The organism is Mycobacterium sp. TH-M11 (assembly GCF_057473725.1).
In genome coordinates, this window is the sequence record NZ_JBYCLD010000339.1 from 1 (window position 1) to 15,270 (window position 15,270).

General features: G+C 64.2%; 15 protein-coding genes. 9 read left to right on the forward strand and 6 right to left on the reverse strand.

Going from position 1 to position 15,270, the window contains the following annotated elements:
* The coding region (locus tag AC2VOG_RS13605; protein WP_486940415.1) for an FAD-dependent oxidoreductase at positions 1 to 438 on the reverse strand (438 nt) is incomplete at its 3' end.
* A 25-nt stretch (positions 439 to 463) separates the two neighbouring features.
* Positions 464 to 1,162: an IclR family transcriptional regulator gene (locus tag AC2VOG_RS13610; protein ID WP_486940416.1), complete on the reverse strand. Its 699-nt coding sequence runs from the start codon at positions 1,160 to 1,162 to the stop codon at positions 464 to 466.
* 132 nt (positions 1,163 to 1,294) lie between these two features.
* Here AC2VOG_RS13610 and AC2VOG_RS13615 point away from each other — a divergent pair, with 132 nt between their 5' ends.
* From AC2VOG_RS13615 to AC2VOG_RS13650, 8 genes are read left to right on the forward strand one after another with little or no spacing between them, the layout of a single operon-like run.
* Positions 1,295 to 2,158: an alpha/beta fold hydrolase gene (locus AC2VOG_RS13615; protein WP_486940417.1), complete on the forward strand. Its 864-nt coding sequence runs from the start codon at positions 1,295 to 1,297 to the stop codon at positions 2,156 to 2,158.
* Entirely contained in the window at positions 2,155 to 3,861 is a 1,707-nt protein-coding gene (locus AC2VOG_RS13620; protein WP_486940418.1) for a bifunctional 3-(3-hydroxy-phenyl)propionate/3-hydroxycinnamic acid hydroxylase, read from the forward strand. Before AC2VOG_RS13615 ends, AC2VOG_RS13620 begins: the two co-directional genes overlap by 4 nt.
* Positions 3,809 to 4,726 carry a 3-carboxyethylcatechol 2,3-dioxygenase gene (locus tag AC2VOG_RS13625; protein ID WP_486940419.1) on the forward strand — a complete coding sequence of 306 codons (918 nt, stop codon included), beginning with the start codon at positions 3,809 to 3,811 and terminating at the stop codon, positions 4,724 to 4,726. Before AC2VOG_RS13620 ends, AC2VOG_RS13625 begins: the two co-directional genes overlap by 53 nt.
* Positions 4,723 to 6,456: an FAD-binding protein gene (locus AC2VOG_RS13630; RefSeq protein ID WP_486940420.1), complete on the forward strand. Its 1,734-nt coding sequence runs from the start codon at positions 4,723 to 4,725 to the stop codon at positions 6,454 to 6,456. Before AC2VOG_RS13625 ends, AC2VOG_RS13630 begins: the two co-directional genes overlap by 4 nt.
* Positions 6,453 to 7,757, forward strand: coding sequence for an LLM class flavin-dependent oxidoreductase (locus AC2VOG_RS13635; protein WP_486940421.1), 1,305 nt, complete (start codon positions 6,453 to 6,455; stop codon positions 7,755 to 7,757). The genes AC2VOG_RS13630 and AC2VOG_RS13635 overlap by 4 nt, the downstream gene beginning before the upstream one ends.
* Positions 7,758 to 7,778: 21 nt before the next feature.
* Positions 7,779 to 8,573, forward strand: coding sequence for a coniferyl-alcohol dehydrogenase (locus AC2VOG_RS13640; protein ID WP_486940428.1), 795 nt, complete (start codon positions 7,779 to 7,781; stop codon positions 8,571 to 8,573).
* A 2-nt stretch (positions 8,574 to 8,575) separates the two neighbouring features.
* Positions 8,576 to 9,565: a cyclase family protein gene (locus tag AC2VOG_RS13645; protein ID WP_486940422.1), complete on the forward strand. Its 990-nt coding sequence runs from the start codon at positions 8,576 to 8,578 to the stop codon at positions 9,563 to 9,565.
* A gap of 49 nt (positions 9,566 to 9,614) precedes the next feature.
* Entirely contained in the window at positions 9,615 to 10,427 is an 813-nt protein-coding gene (locus AC2VOG_RS13650) for an alpha/beta fold hydrolase (protein ID WP_486940423.1), read from the forward strand.
* A gap of 36 nt (positions 10,428 to 10,463) precedes the next feature.
* Here AC2VOG_RS13650 and pstA read toward each other — a convergent pair whose 3' ends face one another.
* The 4 genes from pstA to pstB all read right to left on the reverse strand — a co-directional run bounded on the left by pstA (position 10,464) and on the right by pstB (position 14,544).
* Positions 10,464 to 11,366 carry a phosphate ABC transporter permease PstA gene (gene pstA, locus AC2VOG_RS13655; protein WP_486940424.1) on the reverse strand — a complete coding sequence of 301 codons (903 nt, stop codon included), beginning with the start codon at positions 11,364 to 11,366 and terminating at the stop codon, positions 10,464 to 10,466.
* Between the two features lies 1 nt (position 11,367).
* Positions 11,368 to 12,384 carry a phosphate ABC transporter permease subunit PstC gene (pstC, locus tag AC2VOG_RS13660; RefSeq protein WP_486940425.1) on the reverse strand — a complete coding sequence of 339 codons (1,017 nt, stop codon included), beginning with the start codon at positions 12,382 to 12,384 and terminating at the stop codon, positions 11,368 to 11,370.
* A gap of 69 nt (positions 12,385 to 12,453) precedes the next feature.
* The gene (gene pstS, locus AC2VOG_RS13665; RefSeq protein WP_486940426.1) at positions 12,454 to 13,581 is read right to left on the reverse strand and encodes a phosphate ABC transporter substrate-binding protein PstS; all 1,128 of its coding nucleotides are present in this window, start codon (positions 13,579 to 13,581) and stop codon (positions 12,454 to 12,456) included.
* 123 nt (positions 13,582 to 13,704) lie between these two features.
* Entirely contained in the window at positions 13,705 to 14,544 is an 840-nt protein-coding gene (pstB, locus tag AC2VOG_RS13670; protein WP_486940427.1) for a phosphate ABC transporter ATP-binding protein PstB, read from the reverse strand.
* A gap of 136 nt (positions 14,545 to 14,680) precedes the next feature.
* Between pstB and AC2VOG_RS13675 the strand changes: the two genes are divergently transcribed.
* Positions 14,681 to 15,270, forward strand: a 590-nt coding sequence (locus tag AC2VOG_RS13675) for an extracellular solute-binding protein (protein WP_486940429.1), incomplete at its 3' end; no start/stop codon positions are given.

Genomic DNA, 15,270 nt, shown 5'->3' on the forward strand with positions numbered 1-15,270 from the left:
CGCGCCGAGCTGGTTGAGATCGAACGGCGCCGCGCTCAACGACCGTCCGCCGCCGGGCTGGCCGCCGGGCAGCTCGGGCTTGTAATCCGGGAATCCGTTGGCGATTTCGAATCGCAGACTGCTGTGGGCTTCGATGAAGTCCAGCATCGCCGAGCCGGTCCGCACGAACGTCTCTACCAGAGCGTCGTCCATCGATCCAAGCGACTGCGCGTGCAGGTAACTCAGCGCATCCTCGACCGACAGCTCGACGTCGGGGGAGCGGTGGTGTGCGGGAATCCACACCACGCCGCCCGAAACCGCAGTGGTGCCACCGAACGTCGAAGCCTTCTCGTAGACCGCCACCGAGGCGCCGCCAGTGGCGGCGGCCAGCGCGGCAGTCAGCGCGGCTCCGCCGCTGCCCAGCACGACGACGTCGATGTCCACGTCCCAAGACGGCATCAGCTCTCCGGTTCCTCTCTGGCCGTCAGCCAAGGACAGTCGCTAATTCCTTAGCTGCCTTCACAACTGCGTCCTTGCCACTCATCACCACGTCTTCGCGATGCGAGATCAGGTTGATACATAACGGCGGCGACGGCGGGTCGCGATGTACTGGCACCGCCAGACCGTAGGTGTCGGACTCGATTTCGCCGTGGGTGATCACCCAGCCCTGTGCGCGGGCGGTGGCCACCAGATCGCGTTCGGCCGGACGTGGCGGCAAGCTGGACAGCAGCGCGATACCCGCGGCACCGCGATGGAGCGGGTATCGGCTGCCCTCGTGAAACGCCAACTGGTAAGGCACCTGAGTCGGCACGATCACCGCGATGGCCACTTGCTGGTCGCCCTCGGCCACCAGCAGCGAAACCGTGGTGCCCAGGTCGTCGGCCAGCGCACGCAGGATCGGCAAACTCAGCTGCCGCAGGTTGCGATCGAACGAGGCGCCGAGCAGCGCCAGGCCGGCGGCCGGCCGGTAGCGCCCGTCCTCGCCCTTGGCGACGCATCGGAATTGAGCCAGCGTCACGAGCAGGCGATACGCGATGGTCCGGTGCACGCCGACGCCGTCGGCGACCTGTTGCACGGTCATGCCCGCCGGAGCATCGGCGACCAGTTGCAAGGCGCTGAGTCCCCGAGCGAGCGTCTGCGACCCGGGCGCGGTGGTCGTGGGAATCTCGCCCACGTCAGCCACCGCGGATCGTGCTTGACAGACACCCCGGAGAGAGTAATGCTCTACATATAGTGCACATAGATGTGCGATTTTAGCACACATCGCTGGCGCTCAACGAGAACAATGTTTCCGTCAGGAGCACGAGAGGAATCGGTGGCCGATCACGAAAGCGTGTGGAGTGATCTACAGGGTGTCGCGTTCGACCAGGGCTACCTGGATGCCGGTGGTGTGCGAACGCGCTACCTGCATGCGGGCGACGAGAGTAAGCCGCCGCTGATCCTGCTGCACGGCTCCGGAGGCCACGCCGAGGCATACGTCCGCAACCTCGAGGCGCATGCCGGGGAGTTCTCGACGTGGTCGATTGACATGCTGGGTCACGGCTACTCCGATAAACCCGGCCACCCCTTAGAGATTCGGCACTACGTTGAGCACCTGTTCGCCTTCATGGACGCGATCGACGTCGGGCGCGCCCACCTGTCCGGCGAATCGCTGGGCGGCTGGGTCGCCTCTCGTGTCGCCGCCGACCACCCCGAGAAAGTCGACAGGTTGGTGCTCAACACCGCGGGCGGTTCGCAAGCCGACCCGGAGGTGATGGCGCGGATCATCACGCTGTCGATGGCGGCCGCTGAAAACCCGACCTGGGAAACCGTGCAGGCCCGGATCAAATGGTTGATGGCCGACAAATCCAAGGACTACGACGACCTCGTCGCGAGTCGGCAACGGGTATACCGGCAGCCAGGCTTCGTCAACGCCATGCGCGACATCATGGCGTTACAGGAACCCGAGATCCGGGACCGGAACCTACTGCGGGCCAACGACTACGGCGCTATCAAAGCGCCCACCCTGGTGTTGTGGACCAGCGACGACCCGACGGCCGACGTGACCGAGGGCCGTCGCATCGCATCGATGATCCCGGGTGCGCGCTTCGAGGTGATGTCCGGTTGCGGTCATTGGCCGCAGTACGAGGACACCAAGACCTTTGACCGCCTGCACATCGATTTCCTGCTGGGGCGGTGACAGTGGACGGCGATCACGACGTGGATGTCGACGTTGTCGTGGTCGGCGCGGGCCCGGTCGGTCTGACGCTGGCCAATCTCCTTGGCTTGCAGGGTGTCAGCACGTTGGTGGTCGAAGAGCGCGAGTCACTGATCGACTACCCTCGTGGGGTCGGCCTCGACGACGAGTCGTTGCGCACCTTCCAGGCGATCGGTCTTGTCGACCGTGTCCTGCCGCACACGGTGCCCAACCAGATACTGCGATTCGTGGATGCCAAGCGCCGGATACTCGCCGAAATAGCGCCTCCGGACGCATGTTTCGGCTGGCCCAAGCGCAATGGATTTGTCCAGCCGCTGGTAGACGCCGAATTGTTGCGCGGGTTGCAACGATTCGACCACGTCGAGATCCAGTGGCGGCGGACCATGGCGTCCTACACCGAATCGGCCCATGTGGTCACCGTCGAACTCGACGGTGAGGGCGGACCCAGCAGTGTGCGGGCCCAATACGTGGTGGGCTGCGACGGCGGCCGAAGTGCCACCCGCCGACTGATGGGGGTCTCCTTCGACGGCACCACCTCGCCGACCCGCTGGCTGGTGGTCGACCTCGCCAACGATCCGCTCGGACACCCCAACAGCGAAGTGGGTGCCGACCCCGCCCGGCCTTACGCGTCGATCTCGATCGCGCACGGAATTCGCCGTTTCGAGTTCATGATTCACGCCGACGAGACCGACGAGCAGGCCGAAGACCCGGCCTTCCTCACCCAGCGGCTGGCATCGATGGTGCCGCACCCCGATCGGGTCGACGTGATTCGCCACCGGCTCTACACCCACCACTCGCGGATTGCCGGTGCGTTCCGCAAGGGCCGGTTGCTGTTAGCCGGTGATGCCGCGCACCTGATGCCGGTGTGGCAGGGCCAGGGTTACAACAGCGGCATTCGTGATGCGGCCAACCTGGGTTGGAAGCTCGCGGCAGTGGTCAACGGATACGCTGACGACGCCCTGCTCGACACCTACGACGTCGAACGTCGCAAGCACGCCCGGGCCATGATCGACCTGTCGACCATGGTGGGCCGGGTCATCTCGCCGACCAACCGCCACGTCGCCGCTGCGCGCGACCTGCTGGTGCGCTCTGCGTCAATTGTGCCCTCGCTCAAACGGTATGTGCTCGAGATGCGCTTCAAGCCGATGCCGCGATACGAGCAGGGCGCCGTCGTACACCCCGAGCCGCGACGGGCGGATTCGCCGGTCGGAACGCTGTTCGTGCAGCCAAGGGTCGACACGCGCATGCAGCAGAACGTTCTACTCGACGACGTACTGGGCGGCGGCTTCGCCGTCATGTGCTGGAACAACAACCCCCGGGAGATTCTCGGCGCCAAGGCATTCGCGGATTGGCAGGGCCTGGCGACAAAATTCGTCGCGGCCCGGCCGCTGACCCAGCTGCACTGGGACGGTGACGACGACCCCGACGTGATCGTGGTCGGGGACCGGGTCGGTGCGCTCAAAACCTGGTTCGATGGCCACCAGGAGTCTGTGCTGTTCTTGCGCCCCGATCGCTGCATCGCGGGCGCCTGCATCGCGCAACTCGCACCCGAGTTGAGTGCCGCACTCTTCGACGTTCTCACCCTGACACCGGGAGGCGGTGAATTTCCAAGTGCCCATCGCCCTGTGCTGTATGTCCCACAGCCCACTGCTGAATCTGCCCGGGCCATCGCCGGACCTTCGTGACGACATTGACAAAGCCCTCACGCAGGCGAGCGATTTCGCTGCTGACTTCGACCCGGAGCTCGTCGTCATCTTTGCGCCCGACCACTACAACGGCTTCTTCTACCGGACGATGCCGCCGTTCTGCATCGGCATCAAGGCACAGGGAGTCGGCGACTATGGCACCCATACAGGGCCCCTCGATGTGCCCGAAGCCACCGCGGTTGCGTGCGCTGAGGCCGTGTTGTCGGCCGGTGTCGACGTCGCGATCTCGGCTGACATGGACGTCGACCACGGCACCGTGCAACCACTGGAGAAGTTGTTCGGCAAAGCGACGGCGCGTCCAGTGATTCCGATCTTCATCAATTCGGTCGCCACTCCGCTGGGCCCGCTGCATCGGTGCCGGGCACTCGGCGCTGCCGTCGGCGGCTATCTGACGAGTCTGGACAAGCGGGTGCTGGTAGTGGGATCCGGTGGACTGTCGCATGATCCGCCGATTCCGACGCTGGCCACCGCCACGCCGCAGATCGTGGAGCGAATTGTGCACGGCCGGCCGATGACCACCCAGCAGCGCTCGGCACGGCAGACGGCGGTGATGGACGCGGCTCGGGCCTTCGCGGACGGCGAAAGCTCGCTGCGACCGTTGAATCCCGAGTTCGACGAGAAATTCCTCGCCATCGTCGATAGTGGGCACCTCGACGAGCTTGACCGCTGGTCCAATGCGTTCATCGCTGGTGAGGGCGGCAGCTCCGCGCATGAAATCCGTAATTGGGTAGGGGCTTTCGCTGCACTAGCCGCTGCCGGTCGGTACCGAATGGAGGTCCGCTACTACCGGCCGGTGCCCGAATTGATCGCCGGTTTCGCGGTCCGGACGGCGGTGGCGGTATGACGGAAGCCTTCGACAGCGTCGTCGACGTCCTGGTCATCGGATCAGGTGCCGGAGGCATGACGGCGGCCCTGGCCGCGGACGCAACTGGCCTGTCGACCCTGATCGTGGAAAAGTCCCGCCAATTCGGCGGTTCCACCGCGTTGTCCGGCGGTGGCATCTGGGTGCCGGGCGCGCCCGCGCAACGACGGGCCGGCTACACACCCTCTCCCGACGAAGTCGTCGACTACCTCAAGCACATCACCGACGGTCTGGTCAGCGAGGCGCGCATCCGGCAGTACGTCGACTCAGCGCCGGAGATGATGGAGTTTCTCGAAAAGCTCAGCCCTTGGCTGGAATTCGTCTGGAAGCCCGGCTACGCCGACTACTACCCGGAGCTGCCCGGGGGCTCCGAACTCGGTAGCACGATCAACGTTCCGGCGATCGATCTGCGGGTGCTGGCCGACGACGAACAGAACCTTCTCGCGCCGCTGGCGTTAGCGCCGCGCGGAATCTGGTTGGCGCCAAGGGAGCTTCGTTCGTTCTATCAGGTCCGGCAATCTTGGGCGGGCAAGGGCGTCCTGGTGAAGTTGGTATGGCGGATGACGCGGGCCCGCGTCTTCGGTGACCGGATGGCCGCCATCGGACAGTCGCTCGCCGCGCGGTTACGGCTGGCCCTGAAGGACCGGGACGTCCCACTGTGGCTGGACACCCCGATGACGGAACTGCTCACCGACCACGACGGATCGGTAATCGGCGCTGTCGTCATGAAAGGCGCTGCGCCGCAGCGGATCGGTGCCAAGGTCGGCGTGATCGTCGCCACCGGCGGCTTCGACCATGACATGGCCTGGCGCAAAGAGCATCAGCCGACTGTCGACCAGGATTGGAGCTTCGGCAATCCGGCAGCGACCGGCGACGGTATCCGGGCCGGCCAGCGAGTCGGCGCCGCCGCGGACCTGCTCGACGAGGCCTGGTGGTTCCCCGCCATGCAATGGCCGGACGGCCGAATGCAATTCATGCTCAACGAGCGGATGATGCCGTCGCAGTTCGTCGTCAACGGCGCGGGCAAGCGATTCATCAACGAGGCAGCCCCGTACATGGACTTCGGTCACGCGATGATCGCAGGACAGCAATCGGGTGTTACCCATATACCGTGCTGGCTGATCACCGACCACCGGTCGTTCCTGAAATACGTCGTCGCCGGTCACCTCCCGATCCCGAAGATCCCCTTCGCCCCGGTTCCGACCGGCCGCAAGATCCCCAAAGCCTGGCTGGATTCCGGCGTGGTCAAGTCGGCGAAGACGTGGGCTGAGCTTGCGGCGAAAATCGGTGTGCCGGCCGGCCAATTATGCAGCACGGCAGACCGTTTCAACGAACTCGCGGGCAAGGGCCACGACGATGATTTCAACCGGGGCGACAGCGTTTACGACAATTACTACGGAGATCCCACGCTGCCCAACCCCAATCTGCACCCGCTGGTTAGCCCGCCCTACTACGCGTTCCGGATAGTTCTGGGCGACCTGGGCACCTCCGGGGGTCTGCGCACCGACGAATATGCGCGAGTCCTGCGCGCCGACGACACCGTGATCCGCGGACTCTACGCCGTCGGCAACGCCTCGGCAGCGGTGATGGGGCGCAGCTACGCCGGCGCGGGCGCGACCATCGGACCGGCCATGACCTTCGGCTATGTCGCCGCCAGACACCTTGTCAGCCAAAGCTCCACGCATTCAATCGGTCCGGGAGGCACGACGTGAAAATTTCACTGTTCTACGAATTCGCCCTGCCGCGTCCCTGGTCGGACGACGATGAACACATCCTGCTCAACGACGCCTTGGACGAGGTCGAGGCGGCTGACAAGGCGGGCTTCTCCACAGTCTGGCTGACCGAGCACCACTTCCTGGAGGAATACTGTCACGCAGGCGCACCGGAGATCTTCCTGGCCGGCGCCAGCCAGCGCACCAAGGACATTCGGCTGGGATTCGGCATCATGCATCTGCCGCCGGCCGTCAACCACCCGGCCCGCGTCGCCGAGCGGATCGGCACGCTTGACCTCATCTCGGACGGGCGAGTTGAATTCGGCACCGGCGAATCTTCCTCGATCGGTGAACTCGGCGGGTTCAACATCGACCCCGCCGACAAGCGCGCCCAGTGGGAAGAGGCGCTCGAGGTGTCGATCCGCTGCATGACCGAGGAGCCGTTCACCGGTTTCCAGGGCAAGCACATCGACATGCCGCCTCGCAACGTGGTGCCCAAGCCGTTGCAGAAGCCGCACCCGCCGGTGTGGGTCGCCTGCACCCGTCCGGCCTCGGTGCAGATGGCCGCTCAGAAGTGCCTAGGCGCATTGAGTTTCGCCTACACCGGACCGGGCCCGCTGACCGAGCGGGTGAACGGCTATTACAAAGAGCTCGAGGAGAACGGCGTACCGGTCACGCCCGCGATCAATCCCAACATCCTCGCGATCGGTGGTGACCTGTCGATGATGGTCGCCAAGACCGACGAGCAGGCCGTACAACGCCTGGGTATGGGCGGGGGCTTCTTCTCGTTCGGGATCATGCACTACTACATGACTGGTGTGCACATCCCTGGGCGCACCGGAGTCTGGGAGCGTTATCTCCAAGAATGCGAGAAGGATCCGACGCTGGCCTACGGGCCCGGTCGTGGGGCGATCGGTTCGCCATCGACCGTGCGCGAGTTTCTGCGCGGATATGAGGAGAGCGGGGTCGACGAAATCATCCTGCTGCTCAATCCGCGTAGCCACGAGGGCACGATGGAGTCCATCGAGCTGATGGGTAAAGAGGTGCTGCCAGAATTCATCGAGCGCGACCAGAAGGCGTTGGCTGAGAAGGCCAAGCGTCTGGAGCCAACGGTGGAGAAGATCGAGGCGCGCCGCACCGAGCCAACCGCAGCGAAATTCGACGAGAGCTATTCCTTCGGTGGCCTGCCCACCGGCCGCGGCGGAAAATTCACCGCGAGTGAGATTCCCGAGGCGATGGCTGAAATCAACGAAGGTCGCGTCCAGGCGGCGCAGCGTCTCAAAGACGAGTCGAAGAAGTAGTCGTTGCGGCCTGTCGACGAAATGTGGCGCTACGGCGGACGGCGCGCCGTGGTCACCGGATGCTCTTCGGGAATTGGGGCGCATCTGGTGCGCCAGCTCACCGAGTTGGGTGCACACGTCATCGGGCTGGACAAGCACCAGCCGACCGGCGACGTCACCGAGTTTCACAGCGTCGATTTGACCGACCCGGCGTCCATCGACACCGCGGTCGCCGAGATCGGCGGCCGGGTCGATGCGCTGTTCAACGTTGCCGGAGTGTCGTCCGGCATCGGCGATCCGCTGCTGGTCGTGACGATCAACTTTCTCGGCACGCGGCACCTCACCGAGGCGCTGCTGGACACCATGACCACCGGGTCGTCGATCGTGAGTGTTTCGTCGTTGGCGGCCAAGGCGTATCGCGACAATCAGCGGGTGACCGCGGGGCTGCTGCACACCCGCAACATCTCCGACGGCATCGATTGGTGCAAGCGCAATCCCGACGCTCTTGGAGACGGGGGCTACCGGTTGTCCAAGGAAGCGATCATTCTGTACACCATGAGCAAGACCGCAGCGCTCGGTGGCCGGGGCATCAGGATCAATTGCACCGGGCCCGGCGTCACTGAGACTCCGCTTCTTGAGCAACTGCGGGGCGCGTACGGCCAGAAGTTTCTCGACGACATCGCAAACCCGCTGGGCCGGGTGTCGGATGCCGACGAGCAAGCTGCCGCACTGACGTTTCTGAATAGCCAAGCTGCCAGCTATATTTCGGGACAAATACTGTGGGTCGACGGCGGACATCTCGGCGCAGCTTCTGCGCGCGAACTCGAAGAAGGGTGAGCATGGCCAGCCTGAGAGATTTCCGCCGAGTATCGGCCGAAGTGTCCAACTGGGGCCGGTGGGGCGACGCAGACGAACTCGGCACGCTGAACTTCATTACCGCGGACAAGATCGCCGAAGCGGCCGGCCTGGTCAAGCACGGCAAGGTGTTTCCGTTGGGGGTCGACTTCGGCTCTTCGGGTCCGCAAGGAGCGTTCAAGTTCCGGCATAACCCAATTCACACGATGACCGTCGACGGCGGCGACGCGTACTCGCTGCCTCGCTTCGGCCCGGACTGGGTCGGCAACCCGAGCGCTCAGGACATGGGAAACTACTTTCAGGACGACCTGTTCCGCTTCAACGACGACATGATCGTGATGCCGCTGCAGTGCGCCACCCAGTGGGATGCGCTCTCCCACGTCTATTACGAGGACAAGCTGTACAACGGTTTTCCGGCCGATTCGGTGACCAGCTTCGGCGCACGGCATTGCGGCATCGACAAGGTCGACGGCAAGGGCATCACCTCGCGCGGTGTACTGCTCGACGTTGCCCGGCACCGCGGCGTGGCGACGTTCATTGAACTCGGGAACCCGATCACTGCGGGCGAGTTGGACGACGTGGCGCGGGCGCAAGGCGTGACGATCCGACGAGGCGACATCGTTCTGGTCAGAACCGGCTGGTGGGCAAGGTTTGTCGAGACCGGCAATGGCGGCGAACCCGGCTCGGGCTTGGACTGGCTGTGCGCGTCTTGGCTGCACGACCACGACGTGGCCGCGGTGGCCGCCGACAACCTGATGGTCGAAGACCCGGTATCCGGTGTCACAGGGACCTTCATGCCGATGCACATGCTGTGCTTGCGCGACATGGGATTGATGCTCGGCGAGTACTGGGATCTCAATGCGCTGGCAGCAGATTGTGCAGCAGATGGCGTCTACGAGTTCCAGCTCATCGCGCCGCCGCTCAGATTCACCGGCGCGGTGGGCTCGCCGGTCAATCCGATCGCCATCAAGTGATCGGTGTCGCGTCCGTTCCGCCCGCTGGACCCGCACTGAGGAGTCCGTGGTGACCATTCAACGTAAAACCGTCGTGATCGACGGCCTGCGCACCGGTTACCTGGAAGCCGGCCACGGTGAGCCGGTGGTCCTCTTGCACGGCGGCGAATTCGGCGCCAACGCCGAAATTAGTTGGGAGAGAACAATACCCGCTCTCGCTGAGCGCTATCGGGTGCTTGCGCTCGATATGTTGGGTTTCGGGGACTCGGCCAAGGTCATCGACTTCAACGACGGCCGGGGGATGCGACTACGCCACATCGCCAGGTTCTGTGACGAGCTCGGTGTCGGCTCCGCGCATTTCGTCGGCAACTCGATGGGCGCGGTCAATTTGTTCGTCGACGCGACGTCGGACTCGCCGCTGCTTCCGATGCGGAGCTTGGTGGCCATCTGCGGTGGCGGTGAAATCCAACGCAACCAGCACATGGAAGCGCTCTACGACTACGACGCCACGGTGGCGGGGATGCGGCGCATCGTCGAAGCCCTCTTTCACGATCCGAAGTATCCAGCCGACGAGCACTACGTGCGGCGCCGGTACCAATCGAGCATTGCTCCCGGTGCGTGGGAGGCGCTCGCCGCGGCGCGCTTTCACCGACCGGGCGCGGAACCATCGTCGGCCCCATCGCATACGTGGGCCTACGAGCGGGTCGGGGTCCCGGCTTTGGTGGTCGAGGGAGCCCGCGACAAACTGTTACCGCGCGGCTGGGCAAAGGATATCGCCGACCAGCTGCCCCAAGGTCGGGTGGCCGTCATCGAGGCCGCGGGCCACTGTCCGCAGATCGAGCAACCGGCCGCAACGAACGCACTGCTGCTGGACTTCCTGTAGATCGGCCGGGAGTTTCGGTGCCGGCCCGGCCCGGAGTTATGACTCCGAATTCCGCCGGGAGAACCAGGTGATCAGCCGGCCAATGATGATCAGCACCAGTACGAAGATGATCAGCAGGAAAGCCGCGTCGTAGGACAGGTCGCGGGCCGACTGTGACGGCAGGTTGTAGAACGTCCAGATCGGATAGGTCAGGTAACCGACCGGCGAATCGGTGAGCTCTCCCGTCGGAGGGGAATTCGACCAACCGGCCGTGTACAGCATCGGCGCCGTCTCGCCGATCGCCAGCGCAAGCGATACCAGCATGCCGGTGACGATTCCGGGAATTGCCGCGCGCAGCACTATCTTGCGCAGGGTCCAGCCGAGCGGCAGTCCGAGCGCCTCGGCCGCCTCCCGATACGAGGTCGGAACCTGACCAAGTGCGGACTCGGTGGCCTTGGCGATATAAGGAATGCTCATCACCGATAGCGTCAAAACCCCGGCCGCCAGGGAAAACCCCCAGTCGAAATACACCACGAGTGCTATGTAGCCGACGTAGCCGAGCACAATGGACGGGATGCCCGACAGCACCTCGTAGGCGCCGCGCAGAATCGAACGGGTTCTGCCGCGGGCGAATTCGGACAGATAGATCCCGGTCAGTACACTGATCGTCCCACCGATCAGCAGGACCCCGAAACCGATGACCACGGTGCCGACGATGGCGTTGCGCAGGCCACCACCGTTGCCGCGGGTATCCTGCACCAGCACATGCCAATCGAATACCGGCACGGCACGGCTGACAACTTTGATCAGCATCCACAGAGTGGGGCCGACCACCACGGACAGGCAGCAGAAGCAGGCAGTCCAGAACAGGGCATTGACCACCTTGCGCCGAGTGAGGGTGGAGCGCCGTGGCCCGTCCTGCCCGCGGATCGCGGATAACGTCGCGGTGGATTCGCTCATCTCAAACACCACGTCCCACCGGTAGCGCGGTGCTCGAGGCCCGGCGCACCAGCGCGCGAGCGGCCAGGTTGGTCAGCAACGTGATCAGCATCAGTACCAAACTCACTTCGGCGAGGGTTTTCACCGCGAAGTCGGTGAAGTCGGTCATCGCCGAATCCAGTTGTGAGACAACGGTGGCAGCGATGGTAGTCATGGTGGAGTAGATGTTGGCGGGCATCGCACCCAACACCGCGCCAGAAACCATGGCGACGGCCATCGTCTCACCCAGTGCACGTCCGAGACCGAGGACGACGGCGCCGATGATGCCGCTGGATACCCATGGGAGCGTGACCCGCCGGGCACATTCCCACTCCGACATCCCCAGCGCGATGGCGCCCTCGCGGGGCAGTACCGGGACCTGTCGGATCAGATCACGGGTGGTGCTGGCGATGATGGGAATCACCATGACCGCCAACACCAGACCGGACACCAGCATTCCCTCGCCGTTACCGGGGTCGCCGCGAAAGTAGTTCAGCACGGGGACATTTGGAGTGTTACGAGCGATCACCGGTGCGATGTGGTGGGCAATGAACGGCCCGAAAGTCAGTGCACCCCACAGGCCGACGACGACGCTGGGAATGCCGGCGAGCAACTCGAGTGTGATCCCGACGGCCGAGGCGAGGCTCTTGGGCAACCGCTCCACGATCGCCAACGCTGCGCCCACCGACACCGGTACCGCGATGATCAGCGCAATCGCCGACGTCGCAAGGGTCCCCACGATCAGCGGCAGCGCGCCGTAGTAGGCGCCGACGGGGTGCTCGACGCCGTCGGTGACCGCGGAAGCACCATAGGTGTTGCCGGGGTTCCAGTCGGTTGCGGTGAAAAAGTGCAGCCCGTTGAGCCGGATTGCCGGCAGCGCCTCAATGAGCAGCGTCGCCAGCACGAACACCAACGCGAGCAGCGGCATCACCGCGCCCACCGCACCTAGCCAGCGAATGGCGAGACCGTCGCGGCTGGCGCCACGGACGCGGCTCCGCATGCGCCGGAGGGCCGTCGGGCCGCCCGGCGCATGCAGTGTCGTGGACATGGTCGAAGAAGGCACTCGTCGCTACTGGCCGCTGATCTTTGCGATCTGGTTGTCGGACAACGTCACCACCGAGGCCGGCAGTGGCTGAAAGTGGACTTTGTCCAGGTACGAGGCATTGTTGCCGTCGGTGACCGCCCAGTGCAGGAACGCCTGCAGGGTCTTCGCTGTGGCGGCGTCTTTTTGGTTGCTGTTGACGATGGCGTACTCGTAGTTGACGATCGGGTAGCCATCCACGGCGGGTCCGTTGATCAGCGAGATTGCCTGGTTCGCCGGGGTTTGTGCAGCGAAGCCGGCGGCCGCGGCCTGGATGCTCTTCGGTTCGGGCAGCAGGAATTGCCCCGAGGCGTTGCCCAACTCTGCCTCGCCCAGCCCCTTCTGCGAAGCCTGGTCGAGGAAACTGATGCCGATGTAGGCCACGCAACCGGGCACCCCGGCGCAACCGGTCACCATGCCGCCATTTCCGTTCTCGCCCAACGCGCCTGGCACGGCAGGGAAATCAACGGTGGTGCCGAAGCCCGGCGATTTGCCCCAGCCGTCGGGGTCTTGCTTGGACAGGTACTGGGTGAACAGGAAGGTGTCACCGGACCCGTCGGAGCGGTGCAGCGGAACGACCGGAGTGTCGGGCAGGTTCACGCCGGGGTTGAGCGCGGCGATTTGCGGGTCGTTCCAGGTTTTGAGGGTGCCCTGATACATCGCGGCCAGCACCTTGCCGTTCAGTTTGAGGTGTTCGTGCAGACCCGGCAGGTTGTAGTTGATTTGCTGAGCCGAGATCGCCAAGGCGATGTTCATCAGCCCTTTGTGCTCTTTCAGGTCGCCCTCGGACAGGTAGGCGTCGGAGGCGCCGATGGCGACCGATCCGACTGCGGCTTGAGAGATCCCGGTGCCCGAACCGGTGCCCTGGCTGGTGATCGTGACGTTCGGATACTTACCGTGGTAGGCGGGTCCCCACTCGTTGAACAGCGGGTACAGCAGAGTGCTTCCGGTCTCTGACAAGCTCACCGGCGATGCTGCGGGCGACGTAGCGACCGGACCGGCACTCGCCCCCGAGTTCGATGAACCACCGGTCGAATGCGAACCGCAGGCCGCTGCGGTCAACACCAGCGGCGCGCTGGCCGCGACCGCCAGTAACTTACGTAAACGAACATCCACGTTCTTCACCTTTCTGCTTTCCTTTCGATAACAACGGTCGTTGTTGTTCATTGGTGATCGTGGCGATCTGGTTGTCGGACAACGTGACCACCTGTGCGGGCTGGGCCCGGGAGGAGCTTCGACCTACCTCTCCGGTGGTCCCGACGGCGCCAAGGATCCGGCCGTCGGCTGACTTCCGGATATGTAGCGGACGGTTTGGTCGTGTTGGGGCGACGTGAACAGCTGTTCGGTCGGCCCTTCCTCGATCAGTTCGCCGTCGAAGAAGAAGGCCGTGCGGTCAGCGATGCGGACCGTCTGGGCGAGATTGTGAGTCACCATGATCACCGTGAGGCGGTCGGACAGCGACCGAATCAGGCTTTCGATCTTTTCGGTCGTGGTCGGGTCGAGCGCGGAGGTGGGTTCGTCGAGCAGGAGCACCTTGGGATGCACCGCGAGCGCTCGGGCCAGACACAGCAACTGTTGCTGCCCGCCGGAGAGCCGAAAGGGTGAATCACTCAGCCGATCCTTGACCGCAGGCCACAGACCGACCTCGGTGAGTCTCGCCTCGGCAACCGCCTTGAATTCGTTGCGAGGCACCATCTTGTGTGCCCGCACACCGGCGACCACGTTGTCCATGATCGACATCGGAAACGGATTGGGGCGCTGAAACAGCATGCCGACATTGCGGCGCAACTCCATCAGGTCGTGGTCGCCGTTGAAGATGCTGCGTCCGTCCAACCGGACCTCACCGCTGCGCTGGAAGCCAGAGACCTTGTCGTTGAGGCGATTCAGGGTGCGCAGGAAGGTCGTCTTACCCGAGCCGGTGGGCCCGATCAGGGACGTGACCGCGTGAGCCCGAAATTCCAGGCTCACCCCCTCGAGAACGGTTTTGTTGCCGAAACCTAGGGTAAGGTCGACTGCCGCCATGACTGGCACATCAAGATCGGCGGTGTGTACGTCGGGACCGAGCTGTTCAGAAGTCATCAAGGTCCGATGCTACGTCGTTGCGGCAGACTGGCAGGCGAGGCCCGTTAACCCTCTGGCCGTTTTCAGGAATTTGTATATTCACCGTGGGTTAATCGGTCTGCCCGTCGTCGCCCTAATTTTGCGGAGGAGTTTTGTGAAGTCCAACCGATCTGGCGCCGCTCTGAGTTTGTTGACAGTCGTCGCGCTGCTGCTGTCGGGATGCGGTAGCCATACGAACACGTCATCGTCGCACGTGGACTGTGGCGGGAAGAAGGAACTCAGGGACGGTGGTTCGACCGCGCAGGAGAACGCGATCGAACAGTTCGTCTATGCCTACATTCGGGCCTGCCCCGGCTACACGCTGGACTACAACGCCGACGGTTCGGGTGCCGGGGTGAAGGCGTTCATCAGTAACCAGACCGATCTGGCGGGCTCCGACGTGCCGTTGGATCCCTCGAAAGGTCAGCCCGATCAAGCAAGGGACCGGTGCGGTTCGCAGGCGTGGGACCTGCCTACGGTGTTTGGCCCGATCGCAGTGACTTACAACCTCAAAGGAGTGAGTTCGCTCAATTTGGATGGACCCACCACGGCAAAGATCTTCAACGGCAGCATCACCACCTGGGACGACCCGGCAATCAAGGCGCTCAACGGCGGCGGCGGCCTGCCCTCGATCCCGATTCGCGTGATCTTCCGCAGCGACAAGTCGGGTACGTCCGCGAACTTTCAGAAATATCTCGACGGCGC